This is a genomic window from Aetokthonos hydrillicola CCALA 1050 (assembly GCF_017591665.1).
Taxonomy (GTDB): domain Bacteria; phylum Cyanobacteriota; class Cyanobacteriia; order Cyanobacteriales; family Nostocaceae; genus Aetokthonos; species Aetokthonos hydrillicola.
Genome location: NZ_JAAKGC010000008.1, coordinates 45,019 through 62,567, shown reverse-complemented (window position 1 = coordinate 62,567; position 17,549 = coordinate 45,019). Strand labels below are relative to the sequence as shown.

Annotated in this window: 15 protein-coding genes and 2 pseudogenes; 2 read left to right on the top strand and 15 right to left on the bottom strand. The window is 39.4% G+C overall.

Annotated elements, in window-relative coordinates; genetic code table 11:
• Positions 1-18 precede the first annotated feature (18 nt).
• From G4P69_RS06045 to G4P69_RS05995, 11 genes are all read right to left on the bottom strand, one after another.
• Entirely contained in the window at positions 19-2,043 is a 2,025-nt protein-coding gene (locus G4P69_RS06045) for a GumC family protein (protein ID WP_208341246.1), read from the bottom strand.
• A gap of 124 nt (positions 2,044-2,167) precedes the next feature.
• Positions 2,168-2,650 (bottom strand): glycosyltransferase, encoded by a 483-nt coding sequence (locus G4P69_RS06040; RefSeq protein WP_208341245.1) that lies wholly within the window; start codon positions 2,648-2,650, stop codon positions 2,168-2,170.
• A gap of 32 nt (positions 2,651-2,682) precedes the next feature.
• Entirely contained in the window at positions 2,683-3,120 is a 438-nt protein-coding gene (pssD, locus tag G4P69_RS06035; protein WP_279605134.1) for a PssD/Cps14F family polysaccharide biosynthesis glycosyltransferase, read from the bottom strand.
• Between the two features lie 1,266 nt (positions 3,121-4,386).
• Positions 4,387-5,757, bottom strand: a complete 1,371-nt coding sequence (locus G4P69_RS06030) for an NAD(P)/FAD-dependent oxidoreductase (protein WP_208341243.1) — start codon at positions 5,755-5,757, stop codon at positions 4,387-4,389.
• Positions 5,758-6,268: 511 nt separating this feature from the next.
• Positions 6,269-6,511, bottom strand: a complete 243-nt coding sequence (locus tag G4P69_RS06025; protein ID WP_208341242.1) for a hypothetical protein — start codon at positions 6,509-6,511, stop codon at positions 6,269-6,271.
• A gap of 61 nt (positions 6,512-6,572) precedes the next feature.
• On the bottom strand, positions 6,573-7,235 hold the full coding sequence (locus tag G4P69_RS06020; protein ID WP_208341241.1) for a cytochrome c oxidase subunit 3: 663 nt from the start codon (positions 7,233-7,235) through the stop codon (positions 6,573-6,575).
• 125 nt (positions 7,236-7,360) lie between these two features.
• Complete coding sequence (ctaD, locus tag G4P69_RS06015) at positions 7,361-9,034, bottom strand: cytochrome c oxidase subunit I (protein WP_208341240.1); 1,674 nt, start codon at positions 9,032-9,034, stop codon at positions 7,361-7,363.
• A gap of 14 nt (positions 9,035-9,048) precedes the next feature.
• Positions 9,049-9,951 (bottom strand): cytochrome c oxidase subunit II, encoded by a 903-nt coding sequence (locus G4P69_RS06010; RefSeq protein ID WP_208341239.1) that lies wholly within the window; start codon positions 9,949-9,951, stop codon positions 9,049-9,051.
• Positions 9,952-9,953: 2 nt separating this feature from the next.
• Complete coding sequence (locus tag G4P69_RS06005; RefSeq protein WP_208341238.1) at positions 9,954-10,562, bottom strand: DUF2231 domain-containing protein; 609 nt, start codon at positions 10,560-10,562, stop codon at positions 9,954-9,956.
• Complete coding sequence (locus tag G4P69_RS06000) at positions 10,562-11,056, bottom strand: DUF2231 domain-containing protein (protein ID WP_208341237.1); 495 nt, start codon at positions 11,054-11,056, stop codon at positions 10,562-10,564. The genes G4P69_RS06005 and G4P69_RS06000 overlap by 1 nt, the downstream gene beginning before the upstream one ends.
• Before the next feature lie 787 nt (positions 11,057-11,843).
• A complete protein-coding gene (locus tag G4P69_RS05995; RefSeq protein WP_208341236.1) occupies positions 11,844-12,074 on the bottom strand; it encodes a tetratricopeptide repeat protein in 231 nt (76 codons plus the stop codon).
• 363 nt (positions 12,075-12,437) lie between these two features.
• Between G4P69_RS05995 and G4P69_RS05990 the strand changes: the two are divergent.
• Positions 12,438-12,662: pseudogene (locus G4P69_RS05990) on the top strand (DUF4277 domain-containing protein); the annotation flags it as partial.
• Positions 12,661-12,909 (top strand): annotated as a pseudogene (locus G4P69_RS40890) (IS1634 family transposase); the annotation flags it as partial. The pseudogenes G4P69_RS05990 and G4P69_RS40890, both read left to right, overlap by 2 nt.
• 147 nt (positions 12,910-13,056) lie before the next feature.
• On the opposite strand, the gene G4P69_RS05985 reads toward G4P69_RS40890, so the two are convergent.
• The 4 genes from G4P69_RS05985 to G4P69_RS05970 all read right to left on the bottom strand — a co-directional run bounded on the left by G4P69_RS05985 (position 13,057) and on the right by G4P69_RS05970 (position 17,549).
• Entirely contained in the window at positions 13,057-13,272 is a 216-nt protein-coding gene (locus G4P69_RS05985; protein ID WP_208339586.1) for a hypothetical protein, read from the bottom strand.
• A 109-nt stretch (positions 13,273-13,381) separates the two neighbouring features.
• Positions 13,382-14,365: an aldo/keto reductase gene (locus G4P69_RS05980; protein ID WP_208339588.1), complete on the bottom strand. Its 984-nt coding sequence runs from the start codon at positions 14,363-14,365 to the stop codon at positions 13,382-13,384.
• Positions 14,366-14,748: 383 nt separating this feature from the next.
• Positions 14,749-16,977 carry an ABC transporter substrate-binding protein gene (locus G4P69_RS05975; RefSeq protein WP_208339589.1) on the bottom strand — a complete coding sequence of 743 codons (2,229 nt, stop codon included), beginning with the start codon at positions 16,975-16,977 and terminating at the stop codon, positions 14,749-14,751.
• Positions 16,978-17,015: 38 nt separating this feature from the next.
• Positions 17,016-17,549, bottom strand: coding sequence for a hypothetical protein (locus G4P69_RS05970; RefSeq protein WP_208339591.1), 534 nt, complete (start codon positions 17,547-17,549; stop codon positions 17,016-17,018).

Genomic DNA, 17,549 nt, shown 5'->3' with positions numbered 1-17,549 from the left:
AAATCCAACCTTTGTTTCTCAGTTACTCTCGACTGTTTGAGAGTCGTAAAGGTAGCCTTGAGTATTTGTTTCAACACCGTTGACTACTAAACCCACAATGGTAGCCTTATGTCGTGTAAGTTGCTCAATGCTGTTGTTAAAAGGATTGCGATCGCTAACGCCTGGTCTAACTACGAATAGTACATTGGATACTGCGGTCGCTATTAACGTTGTTTCACTGGTCATATTTATCGAAGCACTATCAACTAGCACATAATCGTAATTGCCAGAGTCTTGAACTACACTTAAACACTCCTCAAATCTTCCACGAGCTACAAACTCAGAAACTTTATCCAGATCAACAGTAGGTGTTAATAAGTCAAGACCAGGACGTATATTAACTACCATCAATTGTAAGTTTTGTTCCCTCCGTCTTTGATGGTTTAAATACCGGCTAAGCTGTGCTTTACGAAAATCGCCATCTACTACTAGTACTCGAAAGCCTAAGTTAATCAGTGCATTAGCTAAACCTACTGTAATTATTGTCTTACCTTCCCCTGAGGTAGCGCTGGCGATCATTAAACGCGCCTTCTCTAACTGCATCAAGCTGACAGATGAGGCAAGCCGTTGAAACTCTATGTCTTCTCCTACGTGCTGTTGTATTTTCAGAGCAAGTCCTTTGATAGGAGAAATACTTCCAAGTACAGGAATCTTCGTCCGCTGAATATCCCTAGAGTTAAGTAAAGGGTTACGATTCTCCATAAACAGGACAATAGCTATACTACTAAATGCTGAAGCTATTATTGCTCCCAGTACTATTAGCTTTACCTTAGGAGACGAAACTTGTGGCTCTACTGTAAATTGATCAAGTACTTGTACAGTTGGATATGCACTGAATGCACCCAGTTTTGCTTGCTTTGCTTGTGCAACTAAACCATTGTATACGCCTGCAGCAATTTCGTACTGCGATTGTAATTCCTGCAATTGCGCTTGCTGGCTAGGAAAAGATTTGAGTGTCTTACGCAAGTTGTCAACTTGACTTTGCAGTAGTTCAGCCTTTTTCTGCATTGCTGTAGCTTCACTTTCTGTGAGAACTAGCTGCCTAATCAAGCTGGCAGTGTTATCACCAATTTTAGTATTTACTCCGGCAACATTACCCGTGGACTCAGAAATATTTTGTTGAAGCTGGCGAACTAAAACTTGTCTGTGAACTAGCAATTCTTTCACTATTGGATGGTCATTCGTCAACTTCACTTGAGCCGACGTCAACGATCCTTCAACTTCTGATAATTTTTGGCGAATCGATTGGTATTCCTTATTTTCTTGCAAACGTACAGACCGCATTGCTTCACTGGGAGTTAAATTCAAGCGGTTCGATAACAACTTTGCAAGTTCTTTGTTAGATGTGGATTCAGCTAAAACTTGTGCTTTTGCTGCATCTAGAGTGTTGATGTTCACAATTAGATTCTTTGTTTGGTCTTCACTACTGACTAGATTTGCAGATCTCTTAAATTCAGCTAAAGTTGTTTGCGATCGCAGCAGTTTGTTATGAGCTTCCTTAACTTCTGTTTGAATAAACTCCGATTGTTCCATTGCTTGCTGTGTACGTAATTCCTGCAAGCGTTGTTGAAACTTCTCAATAAAAGTATTTCCTCGTTGGGTTGCGATTTCTGGACTAGAACCATTTACAGTTACTGATATAACAGTTGATTCGCTTTCAGGGCTAACATGAAACAATCCTTTAAAATCTTTCAATTTATAAAGACCTTTTTCTGGATCTGCCTCCCATACCTTAGTTATGACTTCATTGCTTGTTGCAATTGAAGATAAAATTTTCAATGGATTAAGCTGTTGGGAAAAAACAACTCCACTATCTTTCAAATTACCTAACTTGCCTAAGTCAGCATTTAAATTGCTAGTTACATTAGGCAGAATCAGTTCTGCTTTGCTAGTCCACTCTTTAGGTGTCAACTTGATGTTGGCTGCTGTTAATACGAGTAAAACTGTATTCCAAGCTAATAGCAGCTTCCAGTGCCTAACTACTATTTTGGTGATTCCAGTCATTAGGATTTAGAACTCCAAAAAATTTGCTTTTAGCTTTAGATTGGTACAAATTTTAACATTTTGTGTCAAAAATTCTGTAAATTCAGTGTTTTTTTTACTTATGGCTTTACTGAAACAGTAAAGCTTATACAGGATATACCTTCAAGAGATGATTGACTAACTTTGGCTCTTCAAATAACCGTCTCTGAAAAGGTGGTGGTGGATGCAAAATGGCTTCTTGTAAATTTTCTAAAGATAAACAGTAAGGTATGCCGAGTTTTTCAACCTCCTTCGCAAAAAAAAGTTGATGATCATCTATATGCTCTTTGTAACGACTTAGGCGCGGTAGCAGGATAAAGCAAGCTCCCTGAGATGCTAGAATTTTTGTTAATCCCTGACCTGCATGAGAAATAACCAAGTTAGAGTTTTCTATTTGTTTCATCAAAGTGCTTGTCTCAACTATTGGTGTAGTTGTTACTAAAGAATATTTTGCTAAGCTTGATACGTCGGTTATACCGTGTTGTACAAAAACATTTTCTGAAATAATTCCAACTTCTAGTAGAACACTTAACCAATTGATAGCCCTGTCGAAGGGAAAAGGAATGGTTCCTAAAGTGACAGTTATCATTTTTCTCTATCTAGTTTGACTTCTATTGGTTATCAAGCGTATCCTTTGAAAACCGCTTTGGGATACTTGCTGCACAGGTTAGACCACTGTACGTAAAACTCATCACTTAGTGGATAAACTAATTTACCCGATAAACTAAGCTCTTGAGAACGAGAAATGCTTTCAATGTAAACAAATTTTTTTTTGAAATATTTACTAACAAATGCAAAACTAATAGCAAGACTAGCCCCCGTTGAAATTACTAAATCTGGCTGCTCTGAACCGACTATACTGAATACTTGAGGAATGTTCTTAGCTAATACAAAAATATCTCTCGAACCTTGATAGGGTAGCCAATATACTTTCTCTTTTCCTTCAAGTATTTGAGTATCTTTTTTCAAATCAGTCACCCACACTCTATCATGAGATGACCAAAATTGTTCTAATCTTCTCATGGTAGAAAAGTGACCTCCTGAAGTACACACCAACATTAACTTCACGTCAGATTGATCCTCAAAAACAATGTTGATACCTACAAGTCATGAACGTAACTGAATAGTAGTTTTTTAAGCTTTTGCAAGCAAGGACTATCTAGCAATCATTGCAGAAAGCTAGCAGCATAAACTGAAATCCTTAATCAATAGGCTTATTTTGTGGTGATTTTAAACTATTTTCGTGAAATCTGCATATTGCAATAATGCTACGATATTTTAGGTTAGTGTCTTACACCATCCTGTCATTTCCAAAATATCATTTAGACTCAATCACATAAAGAAGTTCTGCTATGTCTTGAAAACAGAATGCAGATGACTAAACGCAATTAGATCATCTATACGATAGTTGGGTAACATTCACCAAATCTTAATTGTACATTACGCAATTTATTGAATTGTATTAATCTAGATACACCCTAATAAGAACTGTAGTTCTTAAGAATTCAAACTTTCAATAGATTCACCATGACTACAGAATCATATCAGTAGTGTTACACGTCAATATGATGTTTGTACTAATACTTTATAAAATCTTTACACTTAATCTTTTGAAATATGAACGCATTTTGGGTCGATTTTCTCTTAGCTTCAAAAAAATCGAATACTTCTTTTATATAAGACTTATATGTCATGTTTGTATCCACAGACTAATAGAATCATACGCCTATAATTTTGTTTTTATCATGCTTATATTAAGCAAGTAATATTACTATCAATATAGCCTTTCTATACTTAAACTTTATAAATTCTTTACTCGAAAATAATTGTATTAAATTATTTATACTCTTCGGGAAGACAGCTAAGGAGATTCTCAAGAGACTAAGCTCTTAATATCTTGATTGCTCAAGTTCCCGGGAGCAACTCGTAAGCTTTATCCACATTCAATACTGCTCGGTTAAGGAAATAAAATAGGCAGTAACCCTTGAAATCTCGTTGTCTTTGATGCCAAAAAAGGGCATAACTGACATCTTGCACCCGGGCTGAATCAGCCCGATATCCCGCCCAGAACTTAAGTTCCGGGCTAATAACTTAAGTCCATTATGGACCCAAATCCTTGAGCAGTCCTCTTGAGAGCACTTTAGCTATCAACAAACGATTTAAATCGCGCTTCTTGCTGACAGCCCAGGTGCAAGATATCAGATAACCGAGCAGTATTGTATACACATTCATCTGTTGCAAGTACAGTAAACCTGAGACTGTTCTGAATCTTGAGCCACTCCCCCGAATTTAATTCGGGGGAGTGGCTCAAGATTGCAATAGTCGTTAATCAGATTTTTTATGATCCTCTCCCAGCATTTGTAGTAATTTTCTAGCAACTAGAACACCAACAACAGCTCCACCAACCACTTCGGCTGTTCTCACCACCGTTTTAGCTGTATCACCAGAATAGAGGTGATGGTCAAAAATCTCGTCCTTGAGCCATTCAGCAGTGGCTTTAAAGTTATGAACTGGAGTTGGTAATAACTCTAAATATGTTCCTTGACGGATTAGGTGAGCAGGTTCGCCTGATACTTCAAAAGTGTCATAAATGTTAGCAGCAGCGTCAGTTAAGCCAAGTTTAAGAAGTGTTCCTCGAAGATTAACTTTAGCCGGTTTTGGTTCGTGTCCTAGAGCGATCGCCTTGAGATTATGAGCGATCGCAGCTCCTTGTTGATAAGCCACCTGTGCGATCGCAGGAGATGGAGAATTATCCACAGTAGCACAATCGCCGCCTGCAAACACTTCTGGAAAATCAGGTAACTGTAAGGTGTCGGTGACTAATAACCGACCATGCTTATCTCGGTGTTCATTTGACACCGCTAGGTTTTTAATAATAGGATTGGTCGCACTACCAGTCGTCCAAATTGCAGCGCCTGTTGGTAAAATCTCAGTTTTGCCATTGTGCTTATACTCTACGGCATTAGGACGAATCGCAGTCACTTCCGCTCCCATCAACATTTCTACTGGTACAGCACGTTTTTGTAATTCCCTTTCTGCAATTGTTCGCAGATGACTATTAACATCACCGTGAAGAATTTCTGAGCCACGATTGAGCAGTACTATTCGCACATCTTGAAGGTTTCCATTCAATGCAGCATACCAATTTGGTATTAAATCGGCTAAGGTAGCTGCCATTTCAACCCCTGACGCTCCAGCACCAATGACTGCTATTGTTAGTAATCGACGGCGTTCTTGTGGATCTTCGGTTTGAGCAGCTTGTTTTAAACAGTTGTGCAAATGGCGATCGATGGCGATCACATCTTCTTGCGTCCAAAAAGGTAAAGCATACTCTTTTGCACCTTCAATGTGAAAAAAGCTAGTAACGTTACCCAAACCCAACACTAAGTTACTGTAGTTGTAGGTAGTTCCAGAAGCTAATTTGACTTCTCGTAGGCGTAGATCTATTGATTCCACTTTATCTTGAACAAAGATCACACCGCTACCTGTCAGCAATTCCGTAAAGCGCGGTACAACCTGAAAAGCATCCATCTCCCCGCTGAAATATTCATAGAGTAACGGCTTAAAACAAAAGCGATCGTGCTGATCAATCAAGATAACCGTGCGAGGATAATGTTCGTGTGCAAGGTGCAAAGCTGTAAATAAACCAGTAAAGCCACCGCCTACAATAACCGTTTGATAAACTGGATTATTCATAAAATTTTTTCTCCCTTCTTTGGTTAATTCCCAAAAAGTTCGCTGAAGAAGAATTCAGGAGTCAGGAGTCAGGAGTCAGTATTTAATTCTGTCTCACTCTGAATTGTTGTTTAAAGTAGTAGGACTTACGCATTGACAGAAATCGTCATATATGGGGTAGGAATTAATAGCGCCTCAACGAAAGATTTTTCAACCTAAGAGGGTTTTACCGACCATTGTAAGGGCGAATGCCATTCACCCCTACAGGTTTGAAACAACCATTATCCGTTAATACACATGATGTTCGATTTGTATAGTGCGTAAGTCCTAAGTAGAACGTTTTTAATCACGAGATTAAGAAAATTTTTCCTTGCTTAGAACCTGTGACTTTAGATATTGACTTATTCTGACTCCTGACTTCTGACTCCTGACTCCTGACTCCTGACTCCTGACTCCTGACTCCTGACTCCTGACTCCTGACTTCTGACTCCTGACTCCTGACTTCTGACTCCTGACTTCTGACTCCTTTTCACTAGACTGTTAAAAAGAAAACAATGAGGACAATACTTAGAGCAGTAGCGAATAATAAAGCGTATTCGACTCTGCGGCTAAAAAATCCGACCACTAGGATCAATGCAATAGCAACTGTAAAGATGCCAGCGTATTGTTCCTTTTGTAAGCCTCTAGCAATAAGAGGATCAGCCTGTGATGGAGTTTCTCTAACTGGATTTTGCGATCGCTGCGTTGTTGGAAATTCCGTATCAGGTAAAGCCATAGTTTTCTTTAATATTTGTAACTGTTCTTCTATAAGGAACCTTCTCTCTAGAGAGATGTTTTTATGCGCGCCAAAGGTAGACAAGGGATAACAAAACCACCCAAATGACGTCAACAAAGTGCCAGAATAAAGTCGTTGCACTGACACCAAAATCACCCTTATTGTAGTTACCTGGAATAAAAGAGCGGATAAGCATGATTATTTGTAAGACAATACCACTAAAAACATGTAGACCATGAAAGCCGGTTAACAGGTAAAATGTACTACCGACTAATCCTGTAGAAGGTCCAAAGTCAAGACCAAGCCACTCTTTTACTTCACCAACAAGGAAGTATATCCCCATCGCCGAGGTAATCAGCCACAATAAACGAAATCTCCCTAAATTGCGACGTTTGAGAGCACCTTCTGCTGGCTGAATAACAAAGCTACTAGCAATCAGAACCACTGAGTTGATAATCACAGCAGTAGATAACTCTGGTCCCTTAACACCAGGCGGTAACCAGTTGGGAGTTGTTAATCGCAAGGCAATGTATGTTATGAAAAAACTAACAAATACAATGCTCTCTGATAGTAGAAATACGGTAAAGCCAAACATGCTTTTACCGTGATCATCATGAGCACGCCCACCTCCAATTGGGAGGAAATGCTTGAGCCAATCAGGCAGATAACTCCGCCACTTATGCAAGGGAATAGGGCTTTCATCTGAATGTCTAGAATTTTCCATAATTTGTTAAACAAGAGGAGGAGGGAGCAGGGAGCAGGGAGCAGGGAGCAGGGGAGGCAGGGGAAGAGAAAAACATATGCTTGTAAATCTCAATGCCCTATGCCCCATGCCCCATGCCCTATGCCCTACTCTTGAGTAGCAACTTCGGGACTTGGTTCTGGCTCATCATCGACATAGTGGTAAGGTGGTTCGTTGACAACCGGAATTTCGTCAAAGTTCTCCTTTGGCGGTGGTGAGGAAGTCTTCCACTCTAACCCTGTAGCGTGCCAAGGATTATCGCCTGCTCTTTCTCCTCGTAGTGCAGAAACTACTATATTGGCGATGAAGGGTAAAACTGACATTCCCAAGAGGAACGATCCGAGGCTAGCAATAACGTTCCAGAACTGGTATTCTGGGTCATAAGAAGAAACCCGGCGTAGCATACCATGTAACCCTAACGGATGCATGGGGAAGAATGTTAGGTTAGCACCAATAAATGTTAGCCAAAAATGTATCTTACCCCAACCCTCAGAATACATTCGCCCAGTTATTTTAGGGAACCAAAAGTAAATTGCGGCGAAGATTCCCACTGTGATTGCGTTATATACTACGTAATGGAAGTGACCGACTACGAAATAAGTGTTGTTAACATGTAGGTCAAATGGTGTTGAGGCAAGCATAACGCCGGTAATTCCGGCAAAAAGAAACATCACTACACCCCCCAGTGCAAACAGCATTGGTGTTAAAAGGTGTAGTCTTCCTCGCCAAACAGTAGCAGTCCACGCAAACTCCTTAATTCCTGTGGGTACGGCGGCTAACATTGAAGTGAACATAAATAATATTCGCATCCAGCTAGGTGTAGCACTAGCGAAAAGATGGTGTACCCAGACAACAGCACTGATCACGGCTAATCCGATTGTGGCGATCGCGACTGACCGATAACCAAATAAAGGATTACGGGAAAACGCGGGGATAATCTCAGAAAAAATACCAAAAGCAGGCAGTACCATCACGTAAACTGCTGGGTGAGAGTAGAACCAGAATAAGTGTTCGTAAAGGATTGGGTTACCACCTGCGGAAGGTTTGAAGAAGTTTGTCCCGACAACAATGTCTAAAAACAGCAGTATTAATCCACCAGTAAGAGCAGGTAAGCAAAATAGTTGAAGCAACTGGGAACTCATCACCGCCCAAACGAAGATCGGCATTCTAAAGAACGTCATCCCTGGGGCGCGCATCCAGAAGATAGTGGTGATGAAGTTTACACCACCCATAATTGAAGAGATTCCTAGGATCACTAAACTCACGATCCAAATCACTTCGCCATTCAGCCAGTGACCAGATGGGTTCTGGATACTAACTGGTGGATAAGACCACCACCCAGCCTGAGCAGCACCACCTTTAAGCAAAAAGCTTGACAGTAGCAAAAGACCCCCAGGCGGAATCATCCAGAAGGCGATCGCGTTAAGCTTTGGAAATGCCATATCGCGCGCCCCAATCATCAGAGGTACAAGATAGTTGGCAAGACCAGCATTAAACGGGATGATCCATAAAAAGATCATGATCGTCCCGTGCAAAGTGAATAAAGCGTTGTACAGGGGACGATCCACCACATCAGATTGGGGAGTGATCAGCTCCCCACGGATGATCATAGCTAACAGCCCACCAATCAAAAAGAAAATGAAAGTCGTCACTATGTATTGAATACCAATGACTTTATGATCAGTGCTGAAACTAAAGTACTCTCGCCAGTTTGTGTTTTGTTTAGGAGAATTTTCCTGCTCCTGTGTTGTAGCAACGCCTTCTCTGGAGTTATTTGTCATTGATTTCCTTCCTTTTAAGCCGAATAATTCACAATAGAAGGCTCGGCAGGCTTAACGGTGTCCCATCGGCTATTAAACAATTTTTTTGATGGTTGGTTATGCTCAGCTGATGCTTTATTAGATGCAAGTGTCGGTTCACGACTAGCAGCCACAGTAAGCCACTGGTCATATGCTTGACGCGATTCAACGTATACATCAGCTTCCATGAGAGCGAAGTAAGTACCACTAAATTGAGAATCGTGCAACCGATATTTACCGACACGCTGCGGGGTTAAAATTAAAGTGATAATACGCCCAGGAACCATATCTTGCTTTAAACGAAACTCAGGGACGAAAAAACCATGGAGAACGTCCTGCGCGTGCAACGCTAGGCTAACAGGCTGATTCACAATCAGGTGTAATTCATTACTGGTAACATTATTTGGATAGCGGAAAGACCAAGCCCACTGCTTAGCAAAAACATCAATCACTTCTCCCACAGTTTTGGTGTCTTTGCTAACCTCAGCCGCAACAGCAGGTTCCTCCATATGCATATGCATAACGACTGGTGGCAAACCTTGAATATTAAGTTGCTGATAAATCGTGAGGCTTTTAACTGAGAGCCATAAAACGATAATAGTCGGGATCACTGTCCAGAGGATTTCTAACCTTGTACTCCCTCTAGCAGGGTGACCATGACTCCAGTCACCTTTAGGCGCACGACAAGTGATGATCGAATATACAATGACCCCAGTGATACCCAGAAAAATAAACGTTCCAATTGAAGTCAGAAAGCTAAATATATCATCGACCTGTTTTGCTTCTGCTGTTCCTTGAGCTGGCATCCATGAATATGCCAATTGTCCAACCCAATGACTGATAAACAGATTGACTCCAATACAAACAGCTAGTAGTAAATAGTTTAAGATTTTTCTCATAATTACTTCAGTACCACATTGGGGTTTTCGCCACGGGAAAGTAGATGAGCAGCAGTATTGTGAACCCCAAAAGTGTCTCCCAAATGACCGCCTAGCGTACCGTGGACATACAAGACTCCTAAAAGGACAATACCCACCACTAAGTAATTCCAGGTAACATGGTGACTAGAAATGTCGTGACTGAATCGATAACGCTGGAACCCTCTCCATACAGTCATGGCAACAATGGCACCTAATAAAAAGATGCCACCCAAACCATGCAATATCATGGTAAGACCCGCTTCTAATCCCCAAGGACTTTTGATGTTAGCAGGTGGCTTTGCTAGTATCATCTCGAAAAAGCCTGCTGCTACAGTAAAAAATGTGATGGCTGCTGAAGCTAGCAGATTATACCAGCCGACATCAAAAAAGCCCTGACGAACAGCAGTAAGAGATAAAAATCTAAATATAGGTTTTTCTATAGGGAAAAGTTTTCCTGCTATATCAAAAATAATGGCGATAATGAAAAGACCTAAGGTGAAATGTACGAGATTTGGATGAATTGGGAGCTGATAAGGTAATTCGTTTGCACCCAGCTTGAACCCCCACTGAGCAATGAGATGTGAGTTCATTATTTCAAAATTCCCTTTGCGATCGCTTGCTCTACAGGCTCTACATGTAACCCATATTCCCAAACAAGTTGGGTTCCCAGATAAACTTGAAAGGCAACTACGCAGATTAAAAACGCCGCTACACCCAAGTAAGCTGGTGGGATCTTCAATGGATCACGGCTGCGGATTACAAAACGCCATGCTGTAATAGCAACTACGATTGCTGAAAGTGACCAGCCAGTAATAGTGTGTTGACTTAATACTGGCTTTACTGCGTCGTATGCTTGTGCTAAGCCTGCTTCAAACTGACCAAAGATGACAGCCACAAAAATAGCTGCTGAAGCGACAAACATGTTCCAAAAACTCACCTCAAATAAACGGTGATTACGGGTTAAATATCCCACCACATCAAACAAGAAAGCAAACACCACCATCGCAATCACAAAGTGGACAACTATAGGATGAATCGGATCCGGGTACGGTAGATTTGCTTTATTTAAAGGCAGACTAGGCATGCTTTCTCCTTAAATCCAAACACCTTGATGACTTCTGTTAGCTTGCAGAATATTCTGCCAAATATTTATGAAAGATTTGTGAAAGTTTCTCTCTTTAGATTGATCAAAGGAGGTATAAAAAAGCGTGGTATCATTGCTTAAAAACTACGGATTTATCGATGGAAATTGGTAATTTTGAGTTTCCCCCTTCCTAAAATGTTTTTCAAAAGTTGCAGTGTTTCTATTAAATATCTACTTGTTGAGGGGTAAATTCCAATCTATCTCTAGATTGATCTCGAAAAATGTAACCTAGCCTAAACTAGTAAACGGTCAATGGTATAGCTTCTGGTGCTTTGAAGAATTTTTAGATGATTTTAGGTGATTTACAGAAATAAATATACCGCCGCCGTTGGTTTCGACTTCGCTCAACCAACTGAGAGATCGTGAGTTGAGCGAAGCCGAAACCGTGAGTTGAGCGAAGCCGAAACTCGCACTCCCCAGATATTTTCTTTCTCGGAAATCACCTTACGACTTACGCACTATACAAATTGACCATCATGTGTATTAACCGATAATGGTTGTTGCAGACTTGTAGGGGCGCAATGCCTTGCGCCCCTACAGGTTGACGGTAACACTCTCAATTGTGGAAAAATCAAACGTTGGACGCTATTAATTCCTACCATAATATCTGATGATTTTTGTCAATGCGCAAGTCCTAATCATGAAACTCTGTCTTGAGAATGTTCTGCTATCTTTATCAGTTTACATTACGCGATCGCGCAAGTTGTAATCATGGTATTTTCCACCTCTACCGCTTCAATAAACTCTTCAGTTCTGCATCGGTAAATGGGTTTTTACCTGCACGCAAGGTATTGACCCAGCTTTGAACTTTTGCTTTTCCTTCCTTACTATCAGTTGTAGCGATATATGCTTCAAAATCTTCAATTGCTCCTGGAGTGTTCCCTGTTAAAGCCCTAGCTAAACCACGCAAAACCCTACTTCGAGAATCAAGTACAACAGCTTTTTCACACGCAAACATTACATCAGCAGCATGTTTATAAAGGCTACCATACAAGCAGAGCAGCGCCCAAGACTCAGCGTTAATTTCAACTTTTGGATCTAGTTTTTGGGCTTGGGTGTAATCTGCAACTGCTTCCTTGATCTTGCCTTCTTGTACCCCACATTCCGCACTTCATTTTGTGATACAAAAGTATTACAAAACCCTTTTAATATTAGCTGTCTGTATTAAGTATAAATACTTAATAAAAAATCTGTGGGTTGACGTTGATAAACAATGCCACAGCGCGATCGCAGCATACTCTAAAACCGTAATGTTTTTATCCAATTAGAAGAAAAAGGTGAGAAAATTAGTCAGAAAGCTGAAAAAAATCAAAGTAAAAAAATGAATCTTGAATTTGAAGAGATTGAAGTAAAAAATTTGGATCACTTAGGAATAGTTGCTCTCATCGTTGATGAGATAGGAATAGTAGAGAAAATTAATGAGCTATTAGGAACTGATTCAAGAGAACGAGTCAATGCAGGAGAAGTCGTGAAAGCAATAATTCTGAATGGACTCGGATTTGTGTCTAAACCATTATATTTATTTTCACAGTTTTTTGAAGATAAACTATAATCTAGGACAAAGACAACTGAGAAATACTTTAAAGACCGAAAAATCAACAGTTAAAAATCAACTCAATAAATTAACTGAGCGTCCAACTTTACGGTGGATTTTCCAGTGCTTTCAAGGAATTCACGTTCTGGTAACACAAGGAGTTAAGCGAATTATTAACTTGAACGAGGAACGTTGCCGAATTTTACAATTCTTTCCTATTTCTTGTCAAAAATATTATTTCTTGTCATCATCATATTAATTCTAATCATCATCGCAGTTAATTGAAATTAAATATTCTTATATAACTAGCTTTTTGAACAATAGATAAAAGCTGGAAAGTTATCCTATTTAATTACTTTTTTTCGGGTTTTACATCAGCGTCAAATTTATAACTTTTGGTTTTTACTCAATGTAATCTTGTTATACTACTATTTGAAGTGCGGAATATGGGTTTAATGATTTCTCGCGATCGCTCTATCAAGCGCCTTCGCCAGTAAGCATAATTACACCGTACCAGAATCAGCTTAAACTTTCCAACAGAAGCCTCTATCGCCCAAGCAAGTTGCTGCAAGGAACGCTCATTATCGCTGAAGAGATCTTCTTGTTGTTGCTGCTCGCTCATAGGGAACGGAGGAAAGGGGATGAGGGTTAGGGATCAGGGAAACAATGTCAGTAACGTAAAATTATTGTAGTGCGTGCGAGCATCCTTTCGACGTTCCATATAAAAAAGCTTATTTCGTTTGAAAGATATTCTGTACCATTTTTTTACCTACATTAGCAGCTGCATAATCAAGCTCTGCAATTTCGCTAGCGTTTAATTGCCAACCAAGTGCACCAATATTCTCGGTTGCTTGTGCGACTGTTTTTGCTCCAGGAATCGGAATACTTCCTTTACAGATGCACCAATTGAGAGCTACCTGAGACATTGTTTTGTTTCTTGATTGTGCCACCTCTCGTAAAGAGGTTAACAGTGGGCGAATTCCTGGTAATAATTGTCTAAAGAGCAAACCTCTAATACCCTTTGGAAAGGGACCTTTCTCAGAATATTTTCCTGTCAACAAACCCAAAGCAAGAGGGCTATAGGCAATCAATTTTATACCTAGTTCATCACAAACTTCTTTAATACCTAGCTGAGTCACTGGGTAAGTAGATAACAGTGAGTACTGAACTTGTAAGGTAGAAATGGGAACCCCTCGCGCAGCAAATTTTGGTTGCACACGTTTGAGCCGTAATGGTCCATAATTAGATAAACCGATTCCCTTAACTAGTCCTTGCTGATAAAGATCAGCAAGACCATCTAACAACGCTCCCTCTTGCCAAGGAGCATAATTTGCTGTAGACCAATGCATCTGTACTAAATCTACGTTTCTTCCCAAACGTTTGGCGGAGGACTGGCAAGCCGACACCATTGACTTTCGTGTTAATCTCCAAGGATAAGCAGCTAGCTTTGTTGCAATGCAAATATCGTCTTTACCTACGCCTAGATATTCTTTGGAAAATTTTCCTAACAGCAGTTCACTTCGCCCATTCAATCTCCCGGTTCCGTAAGAATCTCCTGTATCAAATAAAGTCACACCATTTCTGACACAAAGGTTAAAAATCTCTTGCAGCTGGTTATCCATGCTTTCGTCATATCCCCAAAGCAATTGGTTGCCCCATGCCCAAGTTCCGCAACCCATAGTTGAGAGGGATAGTTGTTGGTTAGTGCTATACATATTTTACTTTGATTGGTGCGCTCCTATAAAATATTGTAGAGATTAAGGGCAGCTGTCAATAGTGCTCGGTTAAGCCGAAAATTTAAATTTAATGTAGGTTGGGTTGAGGAACGAAACCCAACATTTATAAGGATTTGTTGGGTAACGCTTATGCGCTCTACCCAACCTACGATTTTCCAAAACCCGTGCAGTATTGGGGCAGCTGTTCGTCGACAAGGCGCGTAAAATTAATGTCAGTTGTTTACTAGATGGCAATAAAGCTACACAACTCTACTAACGACTCCCTTGGATAAGGTAGGAAATACCAATTGTCTAAAATAGAGCAACAAATACGGTGGGGTAGTATGAGTGGTGCAATGCTACGTATCTTTAGATTTTTATCATTAATTGTTACGACGCACAAATAGGCATTGTTGTCCATTTTGAGAAGTAATCCACACCTGGCTAGTCTGTTGCGGTTGTTGTTGATTTACATTGCGGTTACCAGACGGATCAAAAGCTGGTAAGTCAGGAGCTAAACCTGTAGAACTCTTATTAGACAGTGAAGAGTCTACCGGTGTATTCTTAATATAGTTTTTTAAATTTTCCGAGTTGAGATTATTGTTTAATTTCTCAGCAGCATTCATTAAAATTAGTGCGGCATCGTAAGCAAATTGAATCCGCCAGCTATATAATTCATCTGAATATGAAGAGTTTCCCAACCCTTGTTTTAATTGTTGAGACGCTTGATCATTTACCCACGCCGGAGTAACAAACTCCCAATTAGGATTATTACATAGCCCTTTACTTTTTATATCTTGTAAATTTCTATTATTGTAAAAAGTGTCTGAAAGAATGACTGTTCTATTATTAGATTCTGCTGTTTTTACAAACTGAGTTGCTAAATTCAATACTTTATCTTTAAATTCTGTTGTATCCCGATCTTGGACGCTTAAATCTACAATTATAACTTTTATATTTTCTTTCTGGAGATCTTGCAGATCCAATTTTGTTGCCTCGTCTAAAGTCTTTGAAATCAATTTGTTTGGTTCGTATAAGAATTGACTTTTAAATGTTATAAGCAAATCTTTATCAGAATCAGAGGAATCATTGCTATAAATAAGTAACACCTTATCATTTGGGTGAGGAGATTTTTTCTTGGCTATTTCAGCTATATCTTTAGCAAGACGTTTAACATCAAAAACTACTTTATAAACATAGTCATCTTTTTGTTCCTTATTTCTGATTTTGCCTGTACTAGTAGGTGAAATAAGTATTATTCCCTGATCTTGATAACTAGTAGCTGCCTTTCTAGTCTCAAATGTTTGAGCATGACCAATCACACCTAAGAGAAAATTTTCCGGCTCTGCCATCCTTCCTATTTGTTTAGAAACTTCCTCACTTTTATTACCCTGATCATCAACAAGCAATAATACAATTTTTCTATTATTTCCAGTTCTGTCATTGTTTATTTGATATTGGAAAGATGCAACACCGTTGATAATTTCACCACCGGTATATCGTTGACTAAGTATATTTCTCTGAACTTTTCTTGGAACTGCGACTGCTATTATATATGGCTGATTATTTTTGATGTTCTCAGGTGATAGCTTTGCTAATTCTTGATATACTTTTGCATTTTGACTATATACAAAATAATCTGGTGCTTTTAATCTATTTTTATAAAAAATATTGAAAGCTTCTTCAAAATTTTTCTGTATACTCTGTCTGTTTTTACTATTTTTATTTAGTTGCTTACAGCCATTTTGAAAATATTGAAATGCTCGTTCGAGTTCGTTCTTCTCATTTTGCGTCTGTGTTTGATTTATTTGCTGATATTTTAATAAATCGTTATTACCAACAGATAAATATTGGTTTAATGTAGAATCTTCTTTAATAAATGAGGGGCAAATTTGTATATCTGTACCTGGTGGCAATATTATTTCTCTAGCTAAAATAGCCAATAACGCTAATAATACTAATGCTGCGAGGGATAATCTTCTCTGACGCCAAAACCTTCTATTTTGTTTGTTTGATATTATATCTTGTAAAAATTTATAAAATGGTATATACCAAGGCACAGACAAATTAGTATGTTCGTTTAAATCTTGATGAACAATTGGTAAATTAGTTATTCCTGGTAATATATACTCCCATTGTGATAGTGAATTTTTTGCAGCCTCAAATGAATTATCAAATGGTAATCCTCTAGTATATTTATCAAAAAAAACCTCAATGAATTTTACAGCAGCTTCGTCTAATATGAGTCCGGTCATCACAATAACAAAGGGAATACGCACTCCATATCTGTGGAAGTCTTCTAGCAATCCTATCCCGTCACAGCTCAGGAAGATTGCTAGCCTTAAACCTCTTCCAACTGCTTCTTTCAAATGGCTAGCAAAAAATCTACTTTCTATCCAAGCACCGTTAAATTGGATAGAGCCTCTTCCATTTCTTGTAACACCATGTCCTCCAAAATAAAGTATGTCGCACCCATGATTTAACTCATTTATGACATCATTGAGATTTTGTGGAAACACTGACTCTACTACTGGTCTTAGACTTTTTATCACCTCCTGCTCTCGGTTGTGATCAAGGTCGGGAGTATTGCCTAGCAATGCTACAATTCTCATATGCTCAAACTTAAGTTGGTTAGACGGTGAGCGGCAAACTATAAGTGACCGAAAGTAATTCGGATGGTTCTTGAATTTGAGGATTGGGACAGCAAATCGCAAAACTGCCAAGGCAATTGCCAAATTAGTGTTTCGTTGGCTCGAATCAAGATCCTAACTTCAGAATTTGATGATCTATCTCCTAATTCCTCCCGAAACTCCTCTCTGATTCTCCGCCATTCGATGTTTGTATCATTAAGCCATTGCTGCATTTCCTCTTCTAAAGCTCTGATTGAGTTTCTGCAGGCTTCAATAATATCATCAATATTATCACTTTCGGCTATATTGCTTGGCATAGGATCTGTCCATGCAACGCGTGGGCGGTGTGGGCGGTTTCGATCCAGCAAACTTTGATATTGCTTGAGCCAAAGGCTATGTAATTGGGGGATTTTTTGACAGCTTGGTAAAATGCCTTGTCTGAGTCTAGTGGGGTGCTCGTTATCCCTAGAGATCTGTTGCTCCCTGTTAAACCCACTTTCAAACCCACTATTTTGCGGATCTGTAGATTTCATCCACCAAACTACCCTAGTCAT

Bases quoted from the DNA above. Each gene is read 5' to 3' on its own strand.
- G4P69_RS06020 (WP_208341241.1), bottom strand. From the start codon at position 7,235: ATGGAAAATTCTAGACATTCAGATGAAAGCCCTATTCCCTTGCATAAG.
- G4P69_RS05980 (WP_208339588.1), bottom strand. From the start codon at position 14,365: ATGTATAGCACTAACCAACAACTATCCCTCTCAACTATGGGTTGCGGA.
- G4P69_RS06010 (WP_208341239.1), bottom strand. From the start codon at position 9,951: ATGAGAAAAATCTTAAACTATTTACTACTAGCTGTTTGTATTGGAGTC.
- pssD (WP_279605134.1), bottom strand. From the start codon at position 3,120: ATGTTGGTGTGTACTTCAGGAGGTCACTTTTCTACCATGAGAAGATTA.
- ctaD (WP_208341240.1), bottom strand. From the start codon at position 9,034: ATGACAAATAACTCCAGAGAAGGCGTTGCTACAACACAGGAGCAGGAA.
- G4P69_RS06030 (WP_208341243.1), bottom strand. From the start codon at position 5,757: ATGAATAATCCAGTTTATCAAACGGTTATTGTAGGCGGTGGCTTTACT.
- G4P69_RS06025 (WP_208341242.1), bottom strand. From the start codon at position 6,511: ATGGCTTTACCTGATACGGAATTTCCAACAACGCAGCGATCGCAAAAT.
- G4P69_RS06040 (WP_208341245.1), bottom strand. From the start codon at position 2,650: ATGATAACTGTCACTTTAGGAACCATTCCTTTTCCCTTCGACAGGGCT.
- G4P69_RS05995 (WP_208341236.1), bottom strand. From the start codon at position 12,074: ATGTTTGCGTGTGAAAAAGCTGTTGTACTTGATTCTCGAAGTAGGGTT.
- G4P69_RS05970 (WP_208339591.1), bottom strand. From the start codon at position 17,549: ATGACTAGGGTAGTTTGGTGGATGAAATCTACAGATCCGCAAAATAGT.
- G4P69_RS06000 (WP_208341237.1), bottom strand. From the start codon at position 11,056: ATGCCTAGTCTGCCTTTAAATAAAGCAAATCTACCGTACCCGGATCCG.
- G4P69_RS06005 (WP_208341238.1), bottom strand. From the start codon at position 10,562: ATGAACTCACATCTCATTGCTCAGTGGGGGTTCAAGCTGGGTGCAAAC.
- G4P69_RS05985 (WP_208339586.1), bottom strand. From the start codon at position 13,272: ATGAGCGAGCAGCAACAACAAGAAGATCTCTTCAGCGATAATGAGCGT.
- G4P69_RS05975 (WP_208339589.1), bottom strand. From the start codon at position 16,977: ATGAGAATTGTAGCATTGCTAGGCAATACTCCCGACCTTGATCACAAC.
- G4P69_RS06045 (WP_208341246.1), bottom strand. From the start codon at position 2,043: ATGACTGGAATCACCAAAATAGTAGTTAGGCACTGGAAGCTGCTATTA.